Source organism: Thalassotalea sp. 1_MG-2023 (assembly GCF_030546745.1).
In the GTDB taxonomy this organism is placed as follows: Bacteria; Pseudomonadota; Gammaproteobacteria; order Enterobacterales; family Alteromonadaceae; genus Thalassotalea_C.
Genome location: NZ_JAUOPD010000018.1, coordinates 1 through 24,679, shown reverse-complemented (window position 1 = coordinate 24,679; position 24,679 = coordinate 1). Strand labels below are relative to the sequence as shown.

Sequence of the window (24,679 nt, the reverse complement as noted above, 5' to 3'; positions counted from 1 at the left end):
CTGTTAATTCACGTGAATATTATTTCATTAAGTTTTCTATTTAAGGAAAGAAAGTTGTCTGATCAATTTACATTTAATTATGTCAAAATTAGCAGCTTAGTTTTCTTACTTTTTTTGTTAAATTTTTGTAAAGTAAATGCTGATGAAATGTTGGATTCAGCGAGTTTTGATAAATTTGTTGCGAAAATTGAACAATTAAAAGACGAAGATCCTACCGAAGCCTATTATGAGCTTGAAAAACAAATATCGCATTTGCATACGCTTTCTATTGAACAGCAATTAGTTTTCTACAAATTACAAACAGAACTCTTTGTGGATCAAGCGCAGTACCAACAGGCGAAAGAGGTTGCCGATAAAGCATTAAAACTTGCGAGAAAATTATCAAACCCGAGTATTGTCACAACCGAACTTTTATACGCCCGCGGTTTTTCACTCGAAAGCTTAGGAGATTTTACAAGCGCAAGACAAGATTATTTGAATGGTTTTGAAGTTGCTAATTCCCTAAAAAATCAAAAATTTGTTGCTATGGGTTTAATCAATCTAGGTGCGCTTGATTATCTAATGGAAAAATTTGATCGTGCATTAATCATGTTTAATGATGCTTTAGCAATTGCGAATAAAATTAAAGAAAGCGAATTATTAGGTTTTATTAACAATGAGTTAGGTATTTTATATGATTTTATCAATCAAAAAGATAAATCACTGATTTTTTATCAAAAAGCTAAGCAACATTACATTGATGCCGGTAAGCACCAATATGTTTATAACACTATACGTAATATTGCCCAACACTATTCTTCAACAGAGCAGTATGAAAATGCTATAGAAACCTATCAAGAACTACTGTCAGACGTTGATAAAATTAGGAATAACGAATTAATTGCATCCGTTTATGTTGGTTTAGCATGGGCACATGCTAGAAAGAAGGATAAAAACTCAGAAGCATCATACCAATATATGCGTATGGCCACTAAATATTTAGAAGATGCTGAACAAGCTAATATTCCTATTAATCATGCTTTAAACCAAGCTTATTTATTTTTTGAGCTTGAGCGATTTCAAGAAGCGCTTATAGCCTTAAATAGGGCAAGTGAACATATAAAACGTTATAAAAACAGTGAGCAGAACACGGTAGCCAATAATGCTAAACTGGATTTTTTATATTTAAAAGGTGAATTGCATTACCAGTTAAAACAATATAAAGACGCCAATGAAGCACAAAATTTATTAATTGAATTTGTAACACACTTACTTGAACAAAGTAACGTTGATGAAGTAGAAGATTTACGCATGCGCTATGAAAGCCAACAAGCTGATTTAGAAAAGCAACTGTTAGAACAAAAAGAAAGTGTGCAGGCGCTAATGTTGAGTGAAACTCAACGAACGGTAGAAAACCGTCAATGGTTCATTGTGTTCTTTGGTATTGTGGCATTAATATTAGGCTGGATATTAATTAAAATCGCCTCTGGACAACGTAAACTGTTACATGCAACTCGAACAGACTCTTTAACAGGCGTAGCTAATCGCCGCCATATTATTGAGCAGGTAGAGAAAGCGTTTCACACCGCCACAGAACAAGGTACACCACTTAGCCTGTTTATGGTTGATATTGATGACTTTAAAAAAATTAATGATCAATTCGGGCATAAAGTCGGTGATCAAGTATTAGCTAGAATCGCATTAATTGGTCAAGCGTTAATGCGTGAAACTGATACTTTTGGGCGCTATGGTGGCGAAGAGTTTATTGCCGTGTTACCTGGTGTAGCATCTTCACAGGTAAATACTATTGCTGAACGTTTACGAAAACAAGTGGCAGAAAGCACGTGGGAGCACAACAGAACTGCCACAATTACTTTAAGTATTGGCGTAGTGAGTTTACATCAAGGCAATTATACCAGTAGCCAAACATTACTGAAAAAAGCGGATCAGTTGCTTTATAAAGCAAAACATCAAGGGAAGGATAAGGTGTTTTGCGATGAATAACATGCACATTTATTACCTTTTATTGTTGCTTTTTTTCAGCACTAATATCGAAGCATTTCCACAAGAACGCAGCGAAAGTAAGTTACTAACGCAGCAGCAAACGTTGCCAGTTGATGACAGAATAAGTGATTTAGTTGAAAAAGTGCGAAAAAAAGAGGGAGATATAACGACTATTTTTCAACGATTACAGTCACAAGAAAGCACCTTCAATATTGCAGAAAAGTATTTGATGTTAATGGTAAGTGCTTATATTCATAAGCAAGAAGGTGCATTAGCGCTCAGTGTCACAGAATTAACACAAGCACTTTCATTTGAAGAGAAAATGGATACCGCTCAACTTAATACTGAAAATTTCTCGCATATTCACTTTTTGTTAGCTGAAATTTATCAACGTCAAGGACAATATAAACTTGCCTATGATGAAAAAAAGCATTACTTAGAAAAAAGGAAGAAGAATCGTTCAGTATTACAAAAAATACGCATTGCAAGTTTGAATGAAAAATATGCGACTGATTTGAAAATTAAAGAAAATGAGTTGCTCGAAAACGAACAAAAGTTAAAGTCTCTACAATTGGCTGAGGCAACGAAGCGACGCGAATCACAACAACGTAACTTAGCTATTTTAATGGTAACCGCATTCATTATTTTAGTGTTGCTTATTAGGCAACTAAAAATAAGAGCAACGTTAAAGTACCTTGCAAAAACGGATAGTTTAACTGGATTATACAATCGTCGTGTATTGTTTAAACAAGGAGTATTGCTTTTACAAGAACATCAACAAAAACAAGCTCCGCTATGTGTAATGATGCTTGATATAGATCATTTTAAACATATTAACGATACCTATGGGCATGATGCCGGAGACAGAGTGATCGTTGCTGTGGCTAATTTGGCAAAAGAAACATTGAGAGCGAAAGATATTTTTTCACGAATTGGTGGCGAAGAGTATGCCATTATCTTACCGCAAACAGAATTAAAAGAAGCCAAAGCAATAGCTGAACGATTGAAGGAAAAAGTACAACAACACGTCTTTGAGCCAGAAGATCAAGCGACTGATAATATTAACGTAACCATCAGTATTGGTGTGGCAGCATTGTCTCCGACGAATAAAGACTTTGATCAGTTATTGCATGCAGCTGATGAAGCAATGTATCGAGCTAAAACCTCAGGTCGTAATCAAGTTTGTCAATGAAAACTGAGCTTACATAACCCGTCGATCGTTAGCGAATAAGCGGTTTACTGTATTTCAAAATATATACAACAAACAGTTTTTTCCCGTGCAATAATTCGCTAAGCTACGAAGGGGAGTTGAAGTTATGTAACAACTTAACTTTTTTAAGATGAAAAAAACAATATACGAGTAATTATTGCTATTGATACCTAACAGTATTTAGCAAATTTTGGGAAAGATGAATGTCTGATGCGCTTGATTATAGTTTAGACGGAATAGAACAACGTCCGTTAAGACAGTTTACTGAAGAAGCTTACTTAAATTATTCCATGTATGTCATCATGGATCGTGCATTGCCGCATATTGGCGATGGCTTGAAACCAGTACAGCGACGAATTGTATACGCAATGTCAGAGCTAGGATTATCGGCCGTTGCTAAATATAAAAAATCAGCGAGAACCGTAGGTGATGTGTTGGGTAAATTTCACCCTCATGGTGACTCTGCGTGTTATGAAGCCATGGTGTTAATGGCTCAACCATTTTCATACCGATATCCATTGGTCGATGGACAAGGAAACTGGGGTGCTCCAGATGATCCTAAATCTTTTGCCGCTATGCGATATACCGAAGCGCGGCTTTCACGATTTAGTGAAGTACTTTTAGCTGAATTGGGGCAGGGTACGGTAGATTGGGTGCCTAACTTTGACGGCACTATGAAAGAGCCAAAAACGTTACCTGCGCGTTTACCTCATATTTTGTTAAATGGTATTACTGGGATTGCGGTGGGTATGGCGACCGATATACCTCCTCATAATGTCCGTGAAATATCTAGTGCCTGTGTTCAACTGCTTGAAGCTCCTAAAACAGAACTACATGAATTACTTGAACACGTAAAAGGCCCTGATTATCCAACCGACGCTGAAATTATAACGCCAAAATCTGACATTGAAAAAATTTATCAAACAGGCCGCGGTAGTATTAAAATGCGTGCCGTTTATGATATTGAACATGGTGAAGTTGTGATCACCGCATTGCCTCACCAAGCTTCGGGCGGAAAAGTCTTAGAGCAAATAGCAGCACAAATGACAGCGAAAAAACTGCCGATGGTTGTTGACCTACGTGATGAATCTGATCATGAAAACCCAGTGCGACTAGTTGTTGTACCCCGTTCTAATCGTGTTGATATTGAACAGTTAATGCAACATTTATTTGCCACGACTGATTTAGAAAAAAACTATCGTGTAAACCTCAACATGATTGGCTTAGACGGTAAGCCTGCGGTTAAAAATTTACGTGACATTTTGTCAGAGTGGCTAGTTTATAGGCGTGAAACCGTCACCAGAAGATTGCAATACCGTTTAGATAAAGTATTAGCAAGGTTACATCTTCTTGAAGGTTTATTAATCGCTTATTTAAATATTGATGAAGTTATTGAGATCATTAGAAACTTTGATGATCCAAAAGCTGAGTTGATTTCTCGCTTTTCGCTATCTGAGCGCCAAGCTGAAGCGATTTTGGAAATTAAACTACGTCAACTCGCCAAATTAGAAGAAATTAAAATAAGAGCGGAACAAGACGAACTAAACAAAGAACGAGAATACTTAGAAAAAACGCTTAATTCTAAAGCGAGAATGAATACGTTACTGAAAAAGGAAATACTTGCAGCTGCTGAGAAGTACGGTGATGAGCGTCGTTCAACAATTGTTGAGCGTACAGAAGCTAAAGCGTTGTCAGAAAAAGATTTAGTACCAAGTGAACCTGTTACTGTAGTGATTTCAGAAAAGGGCTGGGCAAGATGTGCAAAAGGCCATGATATCGACCCTGAGGCGATGAGTTATAAAGCTGGTGATACTTTCTTGTGTTCTGCTCGCGGTAGAAGCAACCGCCCGGTAGTATTCATAGATTCAACTGGGCGGGCATACGCAACAGATGCCCACTCTTTGCCCACAGCTCGTAGTCAAGGAGAGCCGCTAACCGGTCGCTTTAATCTACCAACAGGAGAGAACTTCGAACAAACCGTTATGGCTGATGATGAAAGTAGCTACCTGTTAAGTAGCGATGCCGGCTATGGTTTCGTAGGTAAATTTTCTGACATGGTCAGCCGGAATAAAAATGGTAAAGCGCTGCTAAGTTTGCCAAGTAATGCTAAGGTTTTATCACCTAAGCCGATTAATAATTTCGAGTCTTCTTTAGTGCTAACTATTACATCTGAAGGCCGTATGTTGGTTTTTCCAGTGAAAGACTTACCCGTATTAAGTAAAGGAAAAGGCAATAAAATTATAAATATTGCTTCAGCACGTGCTAAAGCAAGAGAAGAGTTTGTTACCCTTATTGAAATTATCGCAGAAGGTGACGCTGTAACACTTCACGCTGGTAAACGTAAGTTAACCTTAAAAGCAACCGATATTACTCATTATCGTGGGGAAAGAGGTCGCCGAGGTAATAAATTACCAAGAGGCTTGCAACGTGTTGACCGCATAGATATTGAATCGGCACATGTGGAAACAGCAACTGAAGGTTCAGAAAATTTAAATAGTGAAGAACCATAAATGAGCTGTTGTTCGTAAAACAACAATAAAGGTGTTGTGTTTGTCATAAAAATGTCATGCACAGCGCCTACTATGCACTGGTAAGGAGATTCTAGTGTATAGAGAAATTGAAAAAATAATTAAGAACAAAGCAGTAACCACTGTTTTTCAGCCGATATTTGATGTTCAAAATAAATCCATTCTTGGGTACGAAGCATTAACCAGGGGGCCTAAAGATAGTGCATTGCATGCTCCGGATCGTTTATTCCAATGTGCGACTGACTTTGGATTATTATCGGAGCTTGAAATTCTTTGTCGTGATATTGCTATCAAAAGGTTTGTTCAATTAGGGCTTAAAGGAAAGCTATTTCTTAATATTAGTCCGTTAGTACTACTTGATAAGGCTCACCCTCAAGGGGAAACAATAAAGTTAGTTGAATTAGCAGGGTTAAATTGTCATCAAATTGTTATTGAATTAAGTGAAAAGTATCCTTATCCAAATGCGACGATGTTAAAACAGGCATTAGAAAAATATCGTCAATTTGGCTTTGATGTGGCTATTGATGATCTAGGCGCAGGTTATTCTGGTTTAAAAATGTGGAGCTTATTACGACCTAATATTGTAAAAGTTGATCGTTACTTTGTTGAAAACTGTCATCAAGATAGCTTTAAGCGAAAATTTCTTACTGCTATTTTTGAGTTAGCAAAGTCTGCCGATGCTGAAGTTATTGTCGAAGGTATTGAAAATCATCAAGAGTTTACTCTTTTACGTAGCTTAGGTATGCGTTTTGCCCAAGGATACTACCTTGCAATGCCTGCGAGTGAACCTAGTCAAGTTTATCCTACATGGTTGCTTAGTGATAATTTATATCAACTGAGTGCTTTATAAAAATCAGGAAACGATTGTTTCAGCAACTGGCATAAATAAGTGATTTTTTCATTAGTCAGTTGCCTATAGTCAAAATAAGGGCAAATGATTAGATGTTGCTTACTATTGATGGCAAAGTCTTCACTCAACCAAAAACATTGTTCTGCTAGTGATAGTTTACTTGCATACCCTTTGCCCATAACTATATGAATAGAGTTGCTTTTGTTAAGGTTGCTATTTAACTGTTCAGCTGAGCATGAAAGCCAAAGGCATAACGATGATCCTGCTTGCAATAATTGTTTATCACGGAATTGTTGCCAGCTTTTAAAAGGGTGAGCTTCATGAATCGATAATTCATAGATAAACTTTGCGTACACATTAAACACTTTTCTCCAGCCATTTCCTGCTTGCTGGCCAATAGCGTTAATCTCATCTAATTCTATAAAGCGGCAAGTGGATTGTTCAAGATATTTATCAATATTAGGAGTTGATTCCACATAAACATTTATTGCTGCATTTGTATTGCCAAGGCCTTTAATAATTAACTCCGATATTGATCAACAAACCCTAATAAAAAACCCAGTCGAAACTGGGTTTTGTGTAATGGCTTGTGTTCGTTAAAACTCATCCAACATATACTCAAGTGAATCCTCGTATTCTTTGAGTTCTTTTTCGAGTTGGAATCTTTCTTTTATTTGTTCTATTTCTCGCCATTTTCGCTTTTTGTTGCTTGATGTTGACGCCTTAGGTTGCTTACTTAGTGAGTCCAATATTTGTTCTACGTTATTCATGGAATGCTCCTTTTTTCTACAACAGCATGTTTTTAATACCATACTCTGTTATATAAATGAAACATTTTTTAACTAACTTTTAATAACAAAATGAATTTTAAGTGTTTTTTATTTCCAAAGACGACAACCTAATAACTTTCAAACGTATGTTGATATTAAAATAAGTCGTTTAACTGCTGCTCTAGTTTTACTTGATCAGCGGCAAAATTACGAATGCCTTCTGCAAGCTTTTCTGTCGCCATTGCATCTTGATTTAATGCCCAACGAAATTGAGCTTCTGTTAACGCAGCTTCTGGCTCTAACGGAGCTTGATTTGCAGCAAGTTTTTGGGTTAGAGGAGCTTCAGTTGACGCTAGTTCATCAAGTAATTGTGGACTGATGGTCAATCTATCACAGCCAGCTAATTCGAGAATTTCACCACTGTTTCTAAAACTTGCCCCCATAACAACTGTTTTATAGCCTTTAGCTTTATAATAGTTGTAGATCTTGGTTACTGAGATCACACCTGGATCTTCATGAGATAAATATTCAGTTTTACCAGTGTCTTTTTTATACCAATCTAAAATGCGTCCAACAAAAGGAGAAATTAAGAATGTTCCTGCTTCTGCACATGCTTGTGCTTGGGCAAAACTAAACAGTAAGGTTAAGTTACAATTAATACCGTCTTGTTCGAGCTTTTCAGCAGCTTTGATGCCTTCCCAAGTTGAAGCGAGTTTAATTAATATTCTATCGTTACTAATACCAGCTTCATTATACATCGCGATTAACTTGTGTGCTTTCTCAATAGAAGCCTCAGTATCATAGGAAAGTCGAGCATCAACTTCTGTTGAAATACGTCCAGGTATAATGTTTAAAATTTCTAAACCAATTAATACTGACAGCTTATCACTGGCATCTATGATTTGTTGCTTCCTGTCTGATGATTGCTCTTTAGCCCATGTAACCGCTTGTGTTAGTAAATGCTGATAAGAAGGTAATGAAGCTGCTTTTAGTAGTAGCGATGGGTTAGTGGTTGCATCTTGCGGTTGAAACTTTGCAATAGCTTCAATATCACCGGTATCTGCTACTACTGTTGTCATTTGTTTCAATTGTTCTAATTGCGTCGCCATACTTGTTGCCTTAATAATTTCCTAAAAGAGAAGGTTGATCATGGTGCTGATTAACCTTTGTTAACGATATTGTTAATTTGAGTTTCAGCTCTAATATGCCCTAACAAACAGCTTGAATGCAAGAGACTTCTTAGTGCAAATTATTTTAATTGTATATCGCTGTGATATAGTAGTTAATTATCGTCTTTTTCTGTTAGGTATTCTATGTTATTCGTTGTATCTCCCGCAAAAAACCTAGACTTTGAGTCGCCGTTAGCCACCGAAAAATATTCGCAACCAGCGCTTTTATCACATAGCCAAGTTTTGGTCGATCGTTGCAAAAAACTGTCGCCTGCGGATATTGCAAGTTTGATGAAAATTAGTGATAAGTTAGCTGGCTTAAATGCCGCACGTTTTGGTGATTGGCACCAGCCCTTTACGACTGATAATGCAAGGCCTGCAGTGTTAGCGTTTAATGGTGACGTTTATACTGGTTTAGACGCAGCAAGTTTATCGGATGACGACTTTGACTTTGCCCAACGTCATATGCGTATATTGTCAGGTCTTTATGGTTTGTTAAAACCACTTGATTTAATGCAAGCTTACCGTCTTGAAATGGGCATTAAGCTTGATAATGAACGTGGCAAAAACTTATATGAGTTTTGGGGAGATATCATCACCGATAGGTTAAACGATGCTATTTCAGCGCAGGGCGATGATATTTTAATTAATTTGGCATCAAACGAATATTTTAAATCGGTGAAGAAAAAGCAATTAAAGGCTAATGTGATCACACCGGCGTTCAAAGATTGGAAGAACGGCCAATATAAAATGATCAGCTTTTTTGCGAAAAAAGCACGTGGTTTAATGGCACGATATATTATTGAAAACAAAGTAGATAGCTTGTCTTCATTAAAAGCCTTTAATGCCGCAGGGTATCAGTACAATACTGAACTATCTAAAGGTAATGATTGGGTTTTTACCCGAAAAGAGTAAGCATAAACATTTGAAGTTGTGTTGGCTGCGGTATTGTCAAAAATGATACAGTAAGCCAACATAATAATATTGCCCGTTAAAACCAAAAGGGGCTGAGCGTCTTGAATATTTAAATACGCCGTCGCTTTCTACAATTACCTCATTATTCGAATTGATAATTGTGCCACTATGCGCATTACCAATTTTATTCTTATCGGGCATTACATCAAAAAGGTTGTTGATGCCAGCATACAAAGACAGGGCAGGTGTCAGTTTTTGTTCGATGCTGATATCTGTTAACCATTCTGCTTCAAAACGCTGTTGTCCACCATCTTTGATGGTATAAGCCCCGTAGCGATTTAATGCAAAATTAACGCGCCAAGTATCACGCTGGAAGTGTGTTATTAAACTGACTCTGTCTTGTGGTTGCCATGTCTCAATAATGGAAATGTCTTGCGAGGAAAAAACATCATCGACTTCGAGTTCATGTAACTCACTGTCTTTCGGTGAATATAATTGAGTTACCTCAGTTTTCGTGATGTTTGCAGCAAGAGTAAACGCTAATTCACCGTAGGGGAGTTGTTTATCGATGGTTGCGATGAAATCGAGACCTCGTGTTTTTGTATCAGCTGCATTGAGGAACACTTGTGCTTTATCAACATGCTCTTGTGCCAAAGCTTCAGTAAGAATTGTTGAATAATCAGCACATAATTGATTACTGATCACGATGCGGTCTTTAATGTTGATCGCGTAATAATCAAGCGTCATTTTTAAGTCATCAAAATCTAACACGCCGCCTAACGAAAAGTTTGTCGATTTCTCTTCTTTTAATGTGGGAATACCGATAGATTTTGCGAGCTGACTATCATTTCTAAATGTACCTATTTGTTCTGCTACAAGCTCTTGACTGTCTTCAACCACGAACTGAGTACTGGTGTTGTTAAAATATAATTGCTGCATTGATGGCGCTCTAAACCCTGTGCTAAAAGAGCTTCGTAAGGCAAGAGCTTTGTTTACTTGCCAATTGGCGGCTAATTTAACATTAGAAATATCGTTAACGCCATCATAGTCGTCAAAACGCAATGCACCTGTAAAGTCAATATTTGGCGTGATACTAGTGTTTAACTCGAGGTAGAAGGATAAAACATCACGTTGTTCATCTACGGCTTCGTCTGGTGAAATACCCGGAAATCCTTGGATCCCAGGAAGTGCATTAACGGGGAGTTGCAAGTTTTTGTCATAGTCAAAGTAACTGTATCGTTCTCCTGCAATGACTTGATAATGATCTTTTCTGACTTCTAGGCCAAAGGCTAAATCAAATTCACTGAATTGGCGTTTTAAATCAAGGTTTAATGTTTGTAATGATAAAGATAAACCGTATGCGCTTGCGTTAGTAGGAGTTTTTTCTCTTATCTCCTCTGGCGAAAATTGTGTTTGTAATGAATTCGCGTAAGAAGCATTTATGGCGTTCTGGGTTTCATAATCAATGCTGTTTTTTCCATAGGTATATGAAAGGTCATAAAATAAATCTTTAGCTATTGTTCCCTTATAGCCAAGCGTGAACGATTTATCAGTGATGTCTGAGTCAATAATGGGCAGATAACCATCTTTAACCGTTGCAAGACCGTCTGTTAATACTGGGTTTGCCCCTTGATTATTGGCATGCCTGAAAAAAGCAGCGGTGTTATTGTCACGCTTTGAATACACAGCGAAACTATATAACTTTCCTTGCGCTAAGGTAAACTCTGAATTATAGGCTAAGTTAAGTTGTTTAGAATGAGGGTCACCGATACGAAATGTATTACGATTGGCGGTAGCTTCTCTTGGATCATCTGATAGGTATATCCCCGGTTCTAGTTCTTTACAGTTTGTGTATTGGCAAGTGCCATGTAAGCTTGAACGATCTGTACTGTTGTGGTGTATTAATGACAGCGTTGTATTTATGAAGCCCTCTGTGCCAATAGTCTGATGATAATTTATGCTGCTATTTACGGTTTCCCCGTCACCTTTTTTAAACTGTCCAACAGAAGTATTTATATTGTTTTTTTGCCGTCCAGATTTTAAAACAATATTGATAACACCAGCTATCGCATCTGAGCCATACTGCGCAGCCGCACCATCTCGAAGAATTTCTACTCGATCTATTGCGTTAGCAGGGATCGCATTAATGTCTGCACCTGCAGTTCCTCGACCTACTGATGTATTAATATGAATTAAACTTGCATGGTGTCTACGTTTACCATTAATCAGTATGAGTGTTTGGTCTGGGCCTAAGCCTCTGAGTGTGGCGGGTTTTAATACATCAGTACCATCGCTGATTGAAGAGCTTGAAAAATTAAACGAAGGAGCGAGCTTTTGAATCATTCGGCCTAATTCTGTTTCCCCGGTCGCTAATAATGCTTTGTTGGTTAGAATATCAACCGGTATTGTCAGTTCGGTAAGGCTTCTTGAAAATCCCCGATTGCCAATAATGGCAATCTTTTCAATGAGTCTTTCACTGTTGTTGTTAGTAATTGCTAATATTCTATCATTCGCTTTTGCAATAGCGTTGTTCGCGTTATTATGCTGCTTAATAATCTTTATTTCACCGGTTTTACTTATTTTAGCTTGTAATTTAGTGTTGCGTAATAAGATACGTAACGCTTGTTGCTGAGTGTAATACCCATGTACTGCGTTTGATGTAAAGGGATGGGTTAATTCGTATGAATAAATTAATGTCTGCTGTGTTTGTTGACCAAATAAACTTAATGCTTTATCGACACTTTGTGCATGTATCTCGAACAAATACAGATCATTAGTTTTAGCTCTGCTGACAAAAGTAACAAGTATAATGGTACAAAATATCAATAGCTTAAAGCTGAAGAACTTTGCCCAATAAACACGCTTTTTTTCTCTTGTGGTTAGGTGAGAAAACAACATAAAAGTTTGTGACACTTAATCATAAGTGAATGTAATTAAGCGTTAGTATATTACGATGAGGTTAAAGGGAAAAGGCAATCATTATATAATCGCCTATTTTAACGATAATTGTACGGTGTTTGTCGCGTTGTACTTATATTGAACATTAAAATTATGTGTTAAAGATGCTAGTAGTTTTTTCACATCACCAGTGTTATAGGTGCCTGATATTTCAATGTTAGCTACATCGTTCGACAATATTTCAAATTGAATGTCTGTATAACGACTTACTTCTTGCAGTACTTCTACTAGAGGCTGGCCGTCGAAAATTAACATGCCTTGTTGCCAAGCAAGTGCTTTTGATAATTGCGGCACAGATAGCGTAGCGACGTGTTGATTTCGTGTATTTTCAATGCTGGCTTTCTCTTGCGCAGTAATAATATCTCTTGAGTGAGTTTTTTGTTGCTCGTGGTTTATACGTTGTTTTAATTGCGCATGATCTAGGGTTGAATCACTAATCAAAACCACACCTTCGGTTACAATCAGTTCCATGTCCATTTCGTTGCTTTTTTCAACATTGAAAATAGTGCCTAATGCGGTAAATGACTTACGTCCTGCAATAACAATAAAGGGTTTGTCATCATTTTTTTCAACATCAAATTGACCTTCGCCATAAATTAAATTAACGACTCTTGAGGTTTCCGTATAGTTTACGCTGACTTTGCTGTTAGAGTTTAGTAATACTTTGCTACCATCAGGTAAAGTATATTGGTGTGATTCACCAATATTCGTGGCATAAAAATGTGTAGACGGTGTGTTGTTGAGTTTTTTAATCCAATAGAAAGAGGCAACCGTTAAAGAAATTGCAATTGCCAGTAAGATGGCGGTAGAAATGATAACGTTAGTTGTCCAGATACTGGGATTTTCTTCTAAAGGAAATACACCATTGAGTTCTTCAAGGTGGGCAATATTATCAAAAAAAGAAGCACATTTATAAATGGCTTTATGGTGTTTAGGGTTTTGATTAATCCACGCGATTAATTGCGGCTTTTCTTCATCCGTGAGCCCACGATTTAAGCGGCTTATCCAAGCACTCGCTTGTAAACGTATAGGGTCATGAACTGAATGATTTGCCATCGCGCTTATTTTTCCTTAAAAGTAGCTCGTTGTCTATTTTGGGTAAAAGTATCAAAAATAGTAAATAAAATACCAACAGCAGATAATACTTAATATAGTATACAATCTGGCGTGTTGGTATTTTTACTTAATTTATATTGCTTGGCAACCAAATTTGTTCAAATGTTCAATTTAAAACGATGAACTACTTTTTCGCACGCTTACTAATTTTCTTAGCTTTGGCTTTTTTTTGTGCAGCTGACTTCTTTACTTTAGGTTTTTTTACTGCAACGCGTGCTTCTTTATGTTTAGGTCTTAATGATTCGATTATTCTTCTAGCAAGACGTTCACCCATATAACGTTCTATTTTGGCTACGTTTGCCATGTCATGCGCTTCTGTTAAAGAAATTGCGGTACCTTTGTTACCTGCTCGACCTGTTCGGCCAATACGATGTAAGTAAATATCAGCTTTTCGTGGTAGATCAAAATTGATAACGTGAGATATTTCGTCTATATCTAAACCCCGCGCTGCTACATCCGTGGCAATTAGCACGCGCACATTTCCGTTACGTACACGTTCAACGGCACTGTTTCTTTTATCTTGTGGCATCTTCCCTTCAAGCCAAGCACAGGGAATTTGTGCGGCATATAACTTGCCAGATAAGGTTTGTACGGTTTCTCTTTTATTGGCGAAAACTACCGCTCTGGTAACTTCTTCTTGTTTTAAAGTGTTAATTAATAGATCTAATTTATGATCTTTATCATCAGCTAGGTGGATCCACTGATGAATTTTACCTTTTTCTTTTCTCGATGGAGTAGCTTCAAGATAGACTGGTTCATTAAGTATATCTTTTGAAAATTTTACAACTCCTGATCCTTCTAGAGTCGCTGAAAACAGCATGGTTTGTTTTCGCCAGCGAGCTTCTCCGATAATTCGATTAATGGTTTCTGAAAAGCCCATATCTAACATTCGGTCAGCTTCATCAAGGATCAATATTTCAATTTCACGTGCATCAAATTGCTCTGTTTCTATGTACTCTAATAATCTACCGGGAGTGGCAATTAGCATGTCAGTAGTAGAGGTGAGTATTTCTTTATGGCTACCGTAATTTACACCACCTGTGATCACGCCTGTTTTTATATTGGTTTGCGCGGTTAGCTGTTCGCTATGCTCGCTGATTTGCAAAGCAAGTTCGCGTGTTGGTGTTAGCACTAATACTCGAGGAAAGCCGGGTTTTGTTCTTGGGTAATCAAGCAAATGCTGAGCAGCGGGTAATAAAAACGCTGCGGTTTTTCCAGTACCTGTAGGAGCCGATGCAAGAATATCTTTTCCTCTCATTGCCTCTGGAATAACTAAAGATTGAATTGAAGTCGGCTTCTTATAACCCGCCTCTTTAATACCGGCTAATAGGGCTGAATCAAGTTCAAAAGGTTCAAACATATATACTGCTTTGGGTTGTTAACAAAAATTGGCGCTAATTATAATGGGTTTACACAAAATTAGCTAAGATTATTACTCGGGCGTGTTGATCTTTGCTATCCATTTTTACGCCTCATACTTGCTGTTTGTACAAGGCTTAACTTATGTGAAGAGGGCGTTCATTTATAAATAAGTAAAAACGACATAGAAAATAAAAAACAACTACAAGTAACGTTAAGCAATCAAGTTAATGTTGTAGAATTTCTGATATTTCATTTTTAATCTGTTGGCACCAAGTGGCGATACGTTCATCTGATAAGTCATATTGGTTGTCTTCATCAAGTGCAAGACCAACAAAATGTTCACCATTTTCAGATAATGCTTTAGATGCGGAAAATTCATAACCGTTATTTGGCCATTGACCAATAACATAACCGCCTTGGGCGATAACTTGATCATGCAATAAACCAAGCGCATCTTGGAACCAGTCTGTGTAACCAATTTGATCACCCATGCCATAAAGGGCGATAATTTTACCATTCAAATCTAATAGCGCAATGTCTTGCCATTGGCTTTCCCAATCTTCTTGAATTTCACCGTAATCCCATGTAGAAATCCCAAAAATAAGGATATCGAATGTTAAACATTCACTTAGGCTTGTTTCTTTTAAATTAAACAACGTGATGTTGTGCTCTGGAAACTCTGCCTGTATTTTCTCAGCTGCTATTTCGGTGTAGCAGGTTGTTGAACCGTAAAAAAGACCAATATTCATTGAGTTGTTGAACGCCGTATTTTAATGAGTAGTAGATTACGCGCGCAGTTTATCAGATGCTGATAGTATGTTGCTAGTTTGTCATCACAAGTGATTAGCATTGCGTAATTTTATTGTCTGTTTTCAGGTCTTATTTTTACAGATTAACAGTTGAGCTTTTTTTACATCATCTTTAATCTTTATTTATCGGTGAAGGATTTAGCGATAATCGGTTTATTTGTCTATTTTGCTAATGATACACTGTGGTTAATAATTCGATATTTAGGTAGTTTTATGTTTTCAACACGTGTTTTTTCCGCTGCGATATTTAACGCAGCACTTTTGTTTTCGTCAATAGCTGCGGTAAGTGCAGATGAGAGTGTATCCGCAGAGAGTAAAAAATTATCACAACGACTGAACCAATTAATTGGTTTGGACGTTCAATCTATTACGCCAACGCCTGTTGATAACATTATTGAGGTGACAACAGATCAAGGGATTTTTTATGCCAGTGCAGATGGAAAGTTCCTGATCCAAGGTAAGCTATATGGCATAGGGGATAACGTAATAAATTACACAGAAAGATCGCTTGCAAAATTACGCGTGACCGGGCTCTCTAAGTTTGAAGAAGATATGATCGTATACCCTGCTAAAAATGAAAAACATGTCGTTACCATCTTTACTGATATTACTTGTGGCTACTGTCGTCAGCTACATCAACAAATGAGTGACTATAACGACCTTGGCATAACAATTCGCTACTTGCCTTATCCGCGTTCTGGTGTTGTCGACCGTTTTGGTAATTTAACGCAAGGCTTTAAAGATTTACGCTCTATTTGGTGTCATGAAAAGCCAGATAACGCGCTGACAAAAGCTAAAGCCGGCTCTTCTGTTGCACAACGTATTTGTGATAAACCTTTAGAAGCAGAGTTTGAGTTTGCCCGCCAAGTAGGTGTTAATGCAACACCAGCGATTGTTTTTGATAATGGCATGATGATCCCAGGTTATAAAACGCCATCATCTTTAATTGAAATATTAGAAAGTATGCCGACTGATGGTTAATAAGTAACAGCAATGACACAATCAATGACGATTACACGTCGAGCTATCGTTGACGATAGCTTCCTTCCTAATGAATTACATCCAACAATCAAGCAAATTTATGCCAGTAGAGGGGTTAATCATGCTGATGAATTAACTCTTAACGTAAATAAGCTTATTGACGTAAAGCAATTGATGGGGCTTGATGCTGCCTGTTCGGTATTACACCAAGCGATAATCAGCCAAGAAACAATTGTCATTGTTGGTGATTTTGACGCCGATGGTGCAACAAGCACAGCATTAATGATGCAGGCATTAACTTGGCTTGGCAGCAAACATCATCATTTTATTGTGCCAAATCGTTTTGAATATGGTTATGGGTTAACTCCTGAAATTGTCGATATTGCCCACCAGCAAAAAGCAAAGTTATTAATTACGGTAGATAGCGGTATTAGCTGTCTTCGTGGTGTAGCGCACGCCAAATCGTTAGAAATGAAAGTGATTGTCACAGATCATCATTTACCCGGTCACACCTTACCGAATGCAGACGCGATTATTAACCCTAATCAACCGGGGTGTCAGTTTCCTAGTAAGTCTTTAGCCGGTGTAGGTGTTGCTTTTTATTTTATGTTGGCAATGCGAAAGTATCTTAGAGATATTAATTGGTTTACCGAGCAAGGGTTGGCAGAACCTAATCTAGCGCGACTTTTAGATTTAGTGGCGCTTGGTACTGTGGCTGATGTTGTTTCGTTAGACAATAACAATCGAATTTTAGTGGAACAAGGGTTAAAAAGGATCAGAGCTGGGCATACAAGGCCAGGTATTCAAGCATTGATCGAAGTGGCTAATAAAGATCAACGACAATTAGTCGCGAGTGATTTTGGCTTCGCGCTTGGTCCGCGTATAAATGCGGCTGGTCGGCTTGATGATATGTCGTTTGGCATTAATTGTTTATTAGCACCTGACATGATGTCAGCAAGAGCAATGGCAATAGAGCTTGATGCATTAAACAAGTCAAGACGTGAAATCGAGCAAGGAATGCAACAAGAAGCAGAAATTATATTACAACGCTTAGATGTTGATATTAACGCCTTACCGTTTGCGATTTCACTTTTTCATCCGCAATGGCATCAAGGTGTAATCGGTATTGTTGCAGGGCGTATAAAAGAAAAGTACTACCGACCTACCATTGTGTTTGCAGCCAATGATGTTGGCGATGAACTTAAAGGCTCTGCACGCTCTATTGTCGGCTTACATATTCGTGATTTACTGGAGCATATTGACAGTCAGCACCCCGGGCTTATTTTAAAGTTTGGTGGTCACGCGATGGCAGCTGGGCTTAGTATTGCAAAAGCGGACTTTTCACGTTTTCAAGAATTGTTTAATCAATACGCACAACAATGGATTGCTGCTGATAAATTGCAAGGGCAATTGCTTACCGACGGAGAGCTTGCCATTAAAGACATGACCTTACCTTTTGCGGAATTACTCAGACAAAGTGGCCCCTGGGGGCAAGCGTTCCCAGAGCCTGTATTTGAAGGTGTTTTTGCCCTAGAGCAGCAACGAATTGTTGGTGAAAAACATTTAAAACTGGTATTAGCAAAAGATAAGCAAATGTTTGATGCCATCGCGTTTAACGTTGATATCAACCAATGGCCAAACCATGCTGCAAAGTCTGTTCGTGTTGCATATAAATTAGATATAAATGAATTTAGAGGTCAACGAAATGTTCAACTTTTAGTTGAGCAAATATTGGTTGAACCCCGTTAAAAAATAAACAGATAAAACCGTCGGCAAGCGTTTATTTGCCTAATGTTTTACGCTACAATGCGCGATTGTTTTTTTCGTTATCTAAAGAACCCTAATAATTTCAGAAAATGGCTATGTTTGAAGTAAATCCAGTAGTAAATCAAATAAAAGAAATTCGCGAACGTACACAGATGCTTCGGGGGTACCTTTGACTATGATCTTAAAGCAGAGCGACTTGTTGAGGTTGTTAGAGAATTAGAATTACCAGATGTTTGGAACGAGCCAGAACGTGCGCAAGCGCTAGGTAAAGAACGCGCTAATTTAGAAGCCGTGGTAGAAACCATTGTTACCTTAGAAGCCGGTTGTGAAGATATTGAAGGGTTAGTTGAGCTAGCCGTAGAAGAAGACGACGAAGAAACCTTTGAAGATGCACAACAAGAAGTTGCTGTTTTAGTCGAAAACTTAGAAAAATTAGAATTTCGCCGCATGTTTTCCGGTGAACAAGACGCCGCTGATTGTTACTTAGATTTACAATCAGGATCTGGTGGTACCGAAGCACAAGACTGGGCTGAAATGCTTATGCGTATGTACTTACGTTGGGGGGAAGCTCACGGATTCAAAACCGAAGTTATCGAAGTAACGGATGGTGATGTAGCTGGCATTAAAGGTTGCACAATTAAATATTCTGGCGATTACGCCTATGGATGGTTACGTACTGAAACTGGAGTTCACCGTCTAGTAAGAAAGTCACCTTTTGACTCTAGCGGTCGAAGACATACCTCATTTGCTTCAGCGTTTATTTATCCGGAAATTGATGACAATATCGACATTGATATTAACCCTGCTGATCTACGTGTTGATACCTTTAGAGCCTCAGGCGCAGGCGGGCAACATGTAAACAAAACAGATTCAGCTATTCGTATTACCCATATTCCTACCGGAGCTGTTGTAGCTTGTCAAAGTGACCGCTCGCAACATAAAAACCGTGCAACAGCAATGAAGCTATTAAAAGCAAAATTGTATGAAATGGAAATTCAAAAGCAAAACGAAAGTAAGCAAGAACTAGAAGATGGTAAATCTGATATTGGCTGGGGAAGCCAAATACGATCTTACGTACTTGATGACAGTAGAATTAAAGATTTACGAACCGGTGTTGAGAACCGCAATACACAAGCAGTACTCGATGGCGATTTAGATAAATTTATTGAGGCAAGCCTTAAGTCAGGTTTGTAGTACATAAAAACATGCCCAATGTTTTATTGGGGAAGCATAAGTAACACTTGAGAATTCAAATGACAGAGCAAATTCAAGACGAAAATAAATTGATTGCCGAGCGTCGCGGCAAATTAGCGCAAATTCGAGAAAACTGTTCGGCTAATGGCCATCCAAACAAGTTTGACCGAAAACACTATGCAGCTGATTTACAAGCTGCACACGGCGAAAAAGATAAAGAAACGCTTGAATCTGAAACTGACGTTTATAGCATTGCTGGCCGCGTAATGGCGAAACGTGGCCCATTCATGGTGCTTCAAGATATGACAGGTCGCGTGCAAGCTTATGCAGATAAGAATGTACAAAAAGATATTAAAGCTCGCTGGGGATTGCTAGATATTGGTGACATTGTCGGTGTAACAGGTACGCTGCATAAATCAGGAAAAGGTGATTTATACGTTAATATGGATGAATATCAGTTATTAACTAAATCATTGCGACCGTTACCTGAAAAATTTCACGGCTTACAAGATACAGAAACAAAATACCGTCAACGCTATGTAGATTTGATCATTAACGAAGAAACACGTAATACCTTCAAAATTCGTTCGAAAGTTGTTGAAGGTATACGTCGCTTTTTAGCCGAACGTGATTTTATGGAAGTTGAAACGCCAATGCTGCAAACCATACCTGGTGGCGCAACGGCAAAACCATTTGTTACCCATCATAACGCGTTAGACGTTGAAATGTTTATGCGTATAGCGCCAGAGTTATATTTAAAGCGTTTAGTTGTCGGTGGTTTTGAGCGTGTTTTCGAAATTAACCGTAACTTTAGAAATGAAGGTTTATCAACGCGTCATAACCCAGAATTTACCATGATTGAGTTCTATCAAGCTTATGCTGACTATAATGACTTGATGGATTTAACCGAAGAAATGCTTCGCACAGTTGCCGAAGAGGTATTAGGCACAAGCATGATCCGTAATACGGTGAAGAACGCTGATGGTGAAGTGGTTGAAGAAAAGTTTTATGATTTTGGTAAGCCATTCGTACGTTTATCTATGGTTGACGCCATTCTAAAATATGCGCCAGAAGGTTTAGTTTCTTCAGAAGATGAAGCAGCATTGCGTGATCCTGAAAATAACGTTGAAACGATAAAAGCTTTAGCGAAGAAAGCACATGTCAAAGAAGGTGATGCGGCAAAAGTTTGGGGGCCAGGTAAATATATCTGTGAGATCTTCGAAGAATTAGCTGAACATAAGCTGGATCAACCAACGTTTATCACAGAGTATCCTTGGGAAGTGTCACCGTTAGCACGTCGCAATGACGAGAATACCTTTATCACGGATCGCTTCGAGTTTTTCGTTGGTGGTCGTGAACTTGCTAATGGATTTTCAGAGTTAAATGACGCAGAAGATCAAGCAGAGCGTTTTCGTAAGCAGGTAGAAGAAAAAGACGCTGGCGATGATGAAGCAATGCACTTTGACGATGATTATATTCGTGCCTTAGAACATGGTATGCCGCCAACAGCCGGTGAAGGTATAGGTATTGATCGATTAGTGATGTTATTTACAGATTCTCCAACGATTAAAGATGTTATTTTATTTCCACACATGCGACCTGTTGTAGAATAATTGAAAAATTTAAGCGTTAAAAAAGGCAATCGTTTGATTGCCTTTTTTGTCAATATCAAAAAAGTAAGCTAGCTTAACTTGGCAAGTCTGTTACTCCCCAAATAAAGGCGATTAAAAAGGCGGTTGTTAATAAAAGTATATACATTATTCCTATCAAGCCATATTTCATTAGCGTAATAAAATATCCTTGTTTATACACACGTTTTTGCATGATGTATAAGTAAACTGGTATCCAAATGATGCCGAGGGTAATAATAAATTGTAAACCATCAACCATTATGTCACTTGATGACGCTAGCATATCTTGAAGCAGAGAAATTAATTCAATCATTAACACCGATAAAAAGATAAAACTGTGGCTGTGTAAAGCAACAGTAAGGTGTTCTAAATAAAGTCGTTTTGAAAACAGATACATCACTTTCAATAACACGGCAAAAAGTGGCAATAACACAAACATGAGTTGCGGCAATTTATCTATTGCTTGTTCAAACAGTTGTTCAAATGATGAGTTTTGTACTTTTTTCTCAATAGAGTTAGTCGCTTGTTCAAGCTTTTCGTTTGCACTTGGGGTTAACCAGTCAAAGGTAAAAGTGCCATCTGGATTATTGCTAAACTGTACTCCACTATTACTGTTAAGCTCGACCTTTCCAGCGAGCACATTCTGCCATTGAGTGACAAGTATTTGATATTTTTCTTGCTCTTCTACGGCTAATTCATTCGTTGTTGTCTGCTTTTGTGCAGCTTCAACCAATTTTTGTATTAATAAGTAATAGCTACGATTTTTGATGGTGTCTTTAGTTTTAATATCAGAGAGTTTATTTTGAAAAGACGCTAATAATGTTAATTTTTCAGTCTGCTCTGGAGTGGCTTCTTGTGCTTTGTAAATGGCTTCAATTTTACTAATATCTTCTGATAAGCTTGCAACTTCCTTAGCATGATCTGATTGTAAATCTGCGCTAGCAAAAAATTTTAATGAGATAAAAAAGATAATACTAATAAACAGATATAGCCTAAGCGGCGGGATATAATGTACCCGGTGACCTGCAAAGTATTGGTTTGTTAAAAAGCCTGGTCGAAATAACAGCGGTAATAATGTTCTATTAGCGCGTGAATCAAAACTAAATATATCGTCTAAAATATGTAGAATGACAGTCCAGAAATATTTCAGCGTTGATTCAGCTTCTTGTCCACATTGTGAGCAGAAAGGCCCGTTAATTGGTGCATGACAATTGTCACATTCTTTGTTATGTGGTTGAGCGGATGCCTCAGGAGGATTTTTTTGAAGCTGCTGTTCATGAACCATAATAATAAAAACACATTAAAAAAGTTAATATTATCAGGTCATTGTTAGCGGCAGTAGCATTTTTTTCAAGATATTGTGATGAAATGCTATCTTTTAGGTGATGAATGCAAAATGTTCTGTTAAATTTAGTCTATTGAGAATTTCTCACAAAAAAGCCAACAGTAGGAGAATTATAATGGCGTTTGAAGTGACATTTGAACTATCAGATTCAGATCTAGACCATTTTCGTGATGTAATGAAAAAAGCTCAACATGGAGCAAAATCATTATCACAAGCAAGTATTTTAGAAAATGCACGTAAATTAAGCCAAGATGTGAAGGGTGGTGTTCCTGCTTTTGTTAGTGAGCGTATTAAAAAATTAGAAACACTGGTTGCCATGATTGAAGATAGCGAGTGGCAAATACCCGAAGAAGAAAAGAACGATGTGCTTACAGCACTTGCTTACTTTAGTGACCCTGAAGATTTAGTTCCTGATCATATTCCTGCATTAGGCTTTTTAGATGATGCGATCATGATTGAATTAGTGGCAGAAGAACTTAAAGACGACATTGAAGCGTTTGAAGAGTTTTGTGCATACCGTACGCGTGAGCAAGCTCGCTCAGGTGACGCACCAATTACAACTGAAGATTGGTTAGACGCTAAACGCCGTGAACTTCATAGCCGTATGCGTAACCGAAGATCAACACGTCGTGGTGGCCGTTCATCATTCCGTTCGATTTTTTAATCAACTAAAGCTAATTGAATATTAAAAAGCACTAATGGTTTTGCCGTTAGTGCTTTTTCTTTTATGTGTTTATGTAATGTATATGCAGGCACAATACTATGAGCCCGTCATAGGTCGTTTTTATAGTAATGATCCTATAGGGTTTGTGGGTGACGTGCATTCATTTAACCGATATGCATATGTTGCAAATAATCCTTATAAGTTATTGACCCTAATGGCATGTTCAAAGGTTGTGCTAGTGATCCTAACTGTAGCGAGTTTATCCCATCAGGAAGTAAAAGAAGTGATGAAAAAGACAATGACAGCATTTTTCCTAAAATTGATAGCAAAATTATAAGTAACTCTATAACTGGTCTAGGTGGAACAGGTCAAATAGGAGCGGGTTATGTTGCTTGTTCTACAGGATTGGGAGGTTTGATTGGAGCGCCTTTAATTGTGTTAGGAGTTTCAAATGCTGGAGAGTCATTAACAGGATTTCTTCACCGAAGAGGTGAAGGGTTCAATCTTACGCAAGAAGCAATTAAAGTACAATTTAGAATGACTGAAAAAGAAGCTGCCGCAACAAATGCAATAATAAACTTAACTGCTGATTTATTGGGGTTAAATCTATTAACATTACCTAAAAGTATGCGTACTTTGAGTCCTAGGTATAGTACGGATTTTAAAGCTGTGAAACATGATTTGGGTAATTCAGGTTTAGTTTTAAATATGGTTGGTGTAGTGAATTCTACAAACAACGTATTAACAAAGGAAAAATAGGTACATTATGGGAAATTTCTTAATTTGGTTAGAATCGTTAAGTTATATCAACCTTCTAATATATTGGGCTGTATTGACTTTCCTAGAATTGGGTGTATATCGCTTTATTTTGTCTAAGAAAAGTCAGTTAGATCTGCGCAAAATGTCATTTAACTTTTGGCTTCCTTTTGGTGTAGCACTTCCTATTTTTTGCTGCTGAGATTAAAGGAGCCTTTTATAATTGATGTAATGATTGCCACACTGATTTCGATTTATTATGGATTAGTTATACCGTACATTTATCGGAAAAAGTTAGAAATTAAATAAAATCATGGGTCAGAGTCTGAGTGATCCCCACAAATTCTATAAAGTATCAAAGGAATGTGCTCCTCCAGTTAAATGCAATTGCTTAATTGCCTTGAGAAGCGCGAGATATGAGAGCTTCTCATATCGATTTGCCATGACTCTTAAGCCAATAAAGTGAAGTGACAGCACATTCTTATTCTTTACACTATTTGCTTGATATTGATAATGTTTATGCGCTTTTTTAGCCGCTAACCCGATAGCCATCAGTAGCCAATGAGCTAACGTTGTCAGTAAGATAAGAATGGCCAGTCTATTGGTGTTGTGTGTTCTATTATATTCAAACCCTTGCCCAAACTGATGACTTTTCATATCCCTAAAGCCTT

Annotated in this window: 20 protein-coding genes and 1 pseudogene; 12 read left to right on the top strand and 9 right to left on the bottom strand. The window is 37.7% G+C overall.

Annotated features, from left to right (window positions below):
* Positions 1–54 precede the first annotated feature (54 nt).
* The 4 genes from Q4489_RS13600 to Q4489_RS13585 all read left to right on the top strand — a co-directional run bounded on the left by Q4489_RS13600 (position 55) and on the right by Q4489_RS13585 (position 6,571).
* Positions 55–1,983, top strand: coding sequence for a diguanylate cyclase (locus Q4489_RS13600; protein WP_303481242.1), 1,929 nt, complete (start codon positions 55–57; stop codon positions 1,981–1,983).
* The gene (locus Q4489_RS13595) at positions 1,976–3,175 is read left to right on the top strand and encodes a GGDEF domain-containing protein (protein ID WP_303481241.1); all 1,200 of its coding nucleotides are present in this window, start codon (positions 1,976–1,978) and stop codon (positions 3,173–3,175) included. The genes Q4489_RS13600 and Q4489_RS13595 overlap by 8 nt, the downstream gene beginning before the upstream one ends.
* 221 nt (positions 3,176–3,396) lie before the next feature.
* Positions 3,397–5,703 carry a DNA topoisomerase IV subunit A gene (gene parC, locus Q4489_RS13590; RefSeq protein ID WP_303481239.1) on the top strand — a complete coding sequence of 769 codons (2,307 nt, stop codon included), beginning with the start codon at positions 3,397–3,399 and terminating at the stop codon, positions 5,701–5,703.
* 94 nt (positions 5,704–5,797) lie between these two features.
* Positions 5,798–6,571, top strand: a complete 774-nt coding sequence (locus Q4489_RS13585; RefSeq protein WP_303481238.1) for an EAL domain-containing protein — start codon at positions 5,798–5,800, stop codon at positions 6,569–6,571.
* Here Q4489_RS13585 and Q4489_RS13580 read toward each other — a convergent pair.
* The 3 genes from Q4489_RS13580 to tal all read right to left on the bottom strand — a co-directional run bounded on the left by Q4489_RS13580 (position 6,553) and on the right by tal (position 8,450).
* Positions 6,553–7,047, bottom strand: a complete 495-nt coding sequence (locus Q4489_RS13580) for a hypothetical protein (protein WP_303481236.1) — start codon at positions 7,045–7,047, stop codon at positions 6,553–6,555. The genes Q4489_RS13585 and Q4489_RS13580 overlap by 19 nt on opposite strands.
* Before the next feature lie 120 nt (positions 7,048–7,167).
* A complete protein-coding gene (locus Q4489_RS13575) occupies positions 7,168–7,341 on the bottom strand; it encodes a DUF3545 family protein (RefSeq protein WP_074497120.1) in 174 nt (57 codons plus the stop codon).
* Between the two features lie 155 nt (positions 7,342–7,496).
* Positions 7,497–8,450, bottom strand: coding sequence for a transaldolase (tal, locus tag Q4489_RS13570; RefSeq protein ID WP_303481235.1), 954 nt, complete (start codon positions 8,448–8,450; stop codon positions 7,497–7,499).
* Positions 8,451–8,654: 204 nt separating this feature from the next.
* On the opposite strand from tal, the gene yaaA reads away from it, so the two are divergent.
* A complete protein-coding gene (gene yaaA, locus Q4489_RS13565; RefSeq protein WP_303481234.1) occupies positions 8,655–9,425 on the top strand; it encodes a peroxide stress protein YaaA in 771 nt (256 codons plus the stop codon).
* A gap of 36 nt (positions 9,426–9,461) precedes the next feature.
* On the opposite strand, the gene Q4489_RS13560 is transcribed toward yaaA, so the two are convergent.
* The 4 genes from Q4489_RS13560 to fldB form a co-directional block, all read right to left on the bottom strand.
* Positions 9,462–12,188 carry a TonB-dependent receptor gene (locus Q4489_RS13560; protein ID WP_303481233.1) on the bottom strand — a complete coding sequence of 909 codons (2,727 nt, stop codon included), beginning with the start codon at positions 12,186–12,188 and terminating at the stop codon, positions 9,462–9,464.
* A 228-nt stretch (positions 12,189–12,416) separates the two neighbouring features.
* Positions 12,417–13,439 (bottom strand): FecR family protein, encoded by a 1,023-nt coding sequence (locus Q4489_RS13555; RefSeq protein ID WP_303481231.1) that lies wholly within the window; start codon positions 13,437–13,439, stop codon positions 12,417–12,419.
* Positions 13,440–13,623: 184 nt separating this feature from the next.
* Positions 13,624–14,859 (bottom strand): ATP-dependent RNA helicase SrmB, encoded by a 1,236-nt coding sequence (gene srmB, locus Q4489_RS13550; protein WP_303481229.1) that lies wholly within the window; start codon positions 14,857–14,859, stop codon positions 13,624–13,626.
* 226 nt (positions 14,860–15,085) lie between these two features.
* Complete coding sequence (gene fldB / locus Q4489_RS13545; protein ID WP_303481228.1) at positions 15,086–15,610, bottom strand: flavodoxin FldB; 525 nt, start codon at positions 15,608–15,610, stop codon at positions 15,086–15,088.
* A 273-nt stretch (positions 15,611–15,883) separates the two neighbouring features.
* Here fldB and dsbC point away from each other — a divergent pair, with 273 nt between their 5' ends.
* The 4 genes from dsbC to lysS all read left to right on the top strand — a co-directional run bounded on the left by dsbC (position 15,884) and on the right by lysS (position 21,225).
* Complete coding sequence (gene dsbC, locus Q4489_RS13540) at positions 15,884–16,651, top strand: bifunctional protein-disulfide isomerase/oxidoreductase DsbC (RefSeq protein ID WP_303481226.1); 768 nt, start codon at positions 15,884–15,886, stop codon at positions 16,649–16,651.
* Between the two features lie 12 nt (positions 16,652–16,663).
* On the top strand, positions 16,664–18,400 hold the full coding sequence (gene recJ / locus Q4489_RS13535; RefSeq protein WP_303481224.1) for a single-stranded-DNA-specific exonuclease RecJ: 1,737 nt from the start codon (positions 16,664–16,666) through the stop codon (positions 18,398–18,400).
* 113 nt (positions 18,401–18,513) lie between these two features.
* Positions 18,514–19,612 (top strand): peptide chain release factor 2 gene (gene prfB, locus Q4489_RS13530; RefSeq protein ID WP_303481222.1). Its coding sequence is split into 2 segments (ribosomal slippage): positions 18,514–18,588 and positions 18,590–19,612, totalling 1,098 coding nucleotides; the frame shifts between segments, so codons are not numbered across the junction.
* Between the two features lie 59 nt (positions 19,613–19,671).
* Positions 19,672–21,225, top strand: coding sequence for a lysine--tRNA ligase (gene lysS / locus Q4489_RS13525; protein ID WP_303481220.1), 1,554 nt, complete (start codon positions 19,672–19,674; stop codon positions 21,223–21,225).
* A gap of 73 nt (positions 21,226–21,298) precedes the next feature.
* Here lysS and Q4489_RS13520 read toward each other — a convergent pair whose 3' ends face one another.
* Positions 21,299–22,528, bottom strand: coding sequence for a DUF3667 domain-containing protein (locus Q4489_RS13520; RefSeq protein WP_303481218.1), 1,230 nt, complete (start codon positions 22,526–22,528; stop codon positions 21,299–21,301).
* A gap of 175 nt (positions 22,529–22,703) precedes the next feature.
* On the opposite strand from Q4489_RS13520, the gene Q4489_RS13515 reads away from it, so the two are divergent.
* Genes Q4489_RS13515 through Q4489_RS13505 form a run of 3 tightly spaced genes read left to right on the top strand, consistent with a single transcriptional unit; the run spans position 22,704 to position 24,011 of the window.
* Positions 22,704–23,252 carry a YkvA family protein gene (locus Q4489_RS13515; protein WP_303481216.1) on the top strand — a complete coding sequence of 183 codons (549 nt, stop codon included), beginning with the start codon at positions 22,704–22,706 and terminating at the stop codon, positions 23,250–23,252.
* Positions 23,253–23,286: 34 nt separating this feature from the next.
* On the top strand, positions 23,287–23,589 hold the full coding sequence (locus tag Q4489_RS13510; protein WP_368389608.1) for an RHS repeat-associated core domain-containing protein: 303 nt from the start codon (positions 23,287–23,289) through the stop codon (positions 23,587–23,589).
* Positions 23,472–24,011, top strand: a complete 540-nt coding sequence (locus Q4489_RS13505) for a hypothetical protein (protein ID WP_303481298.1) — start codon at positions 23,472–23,474, stop codon at positions 24,009–24,011. The genes Q4489_RS13510 and Q4489_RS13505 overlap by 118 nt, the downstream gene beginning before the upstream one ends.
* A 342-nt stretch (positions 24,012–24,353) precedes the next feature.
* On the opposite strand, the pseudogene Q4489_RS13500 reads toward Q4489_RS13505, so the two are convergent.
* Positions 24,354–24,679, bottom strand: a pseudogene (locus tag Q4489_RS13500) (hypothetical protein); the annotation flags it as partial.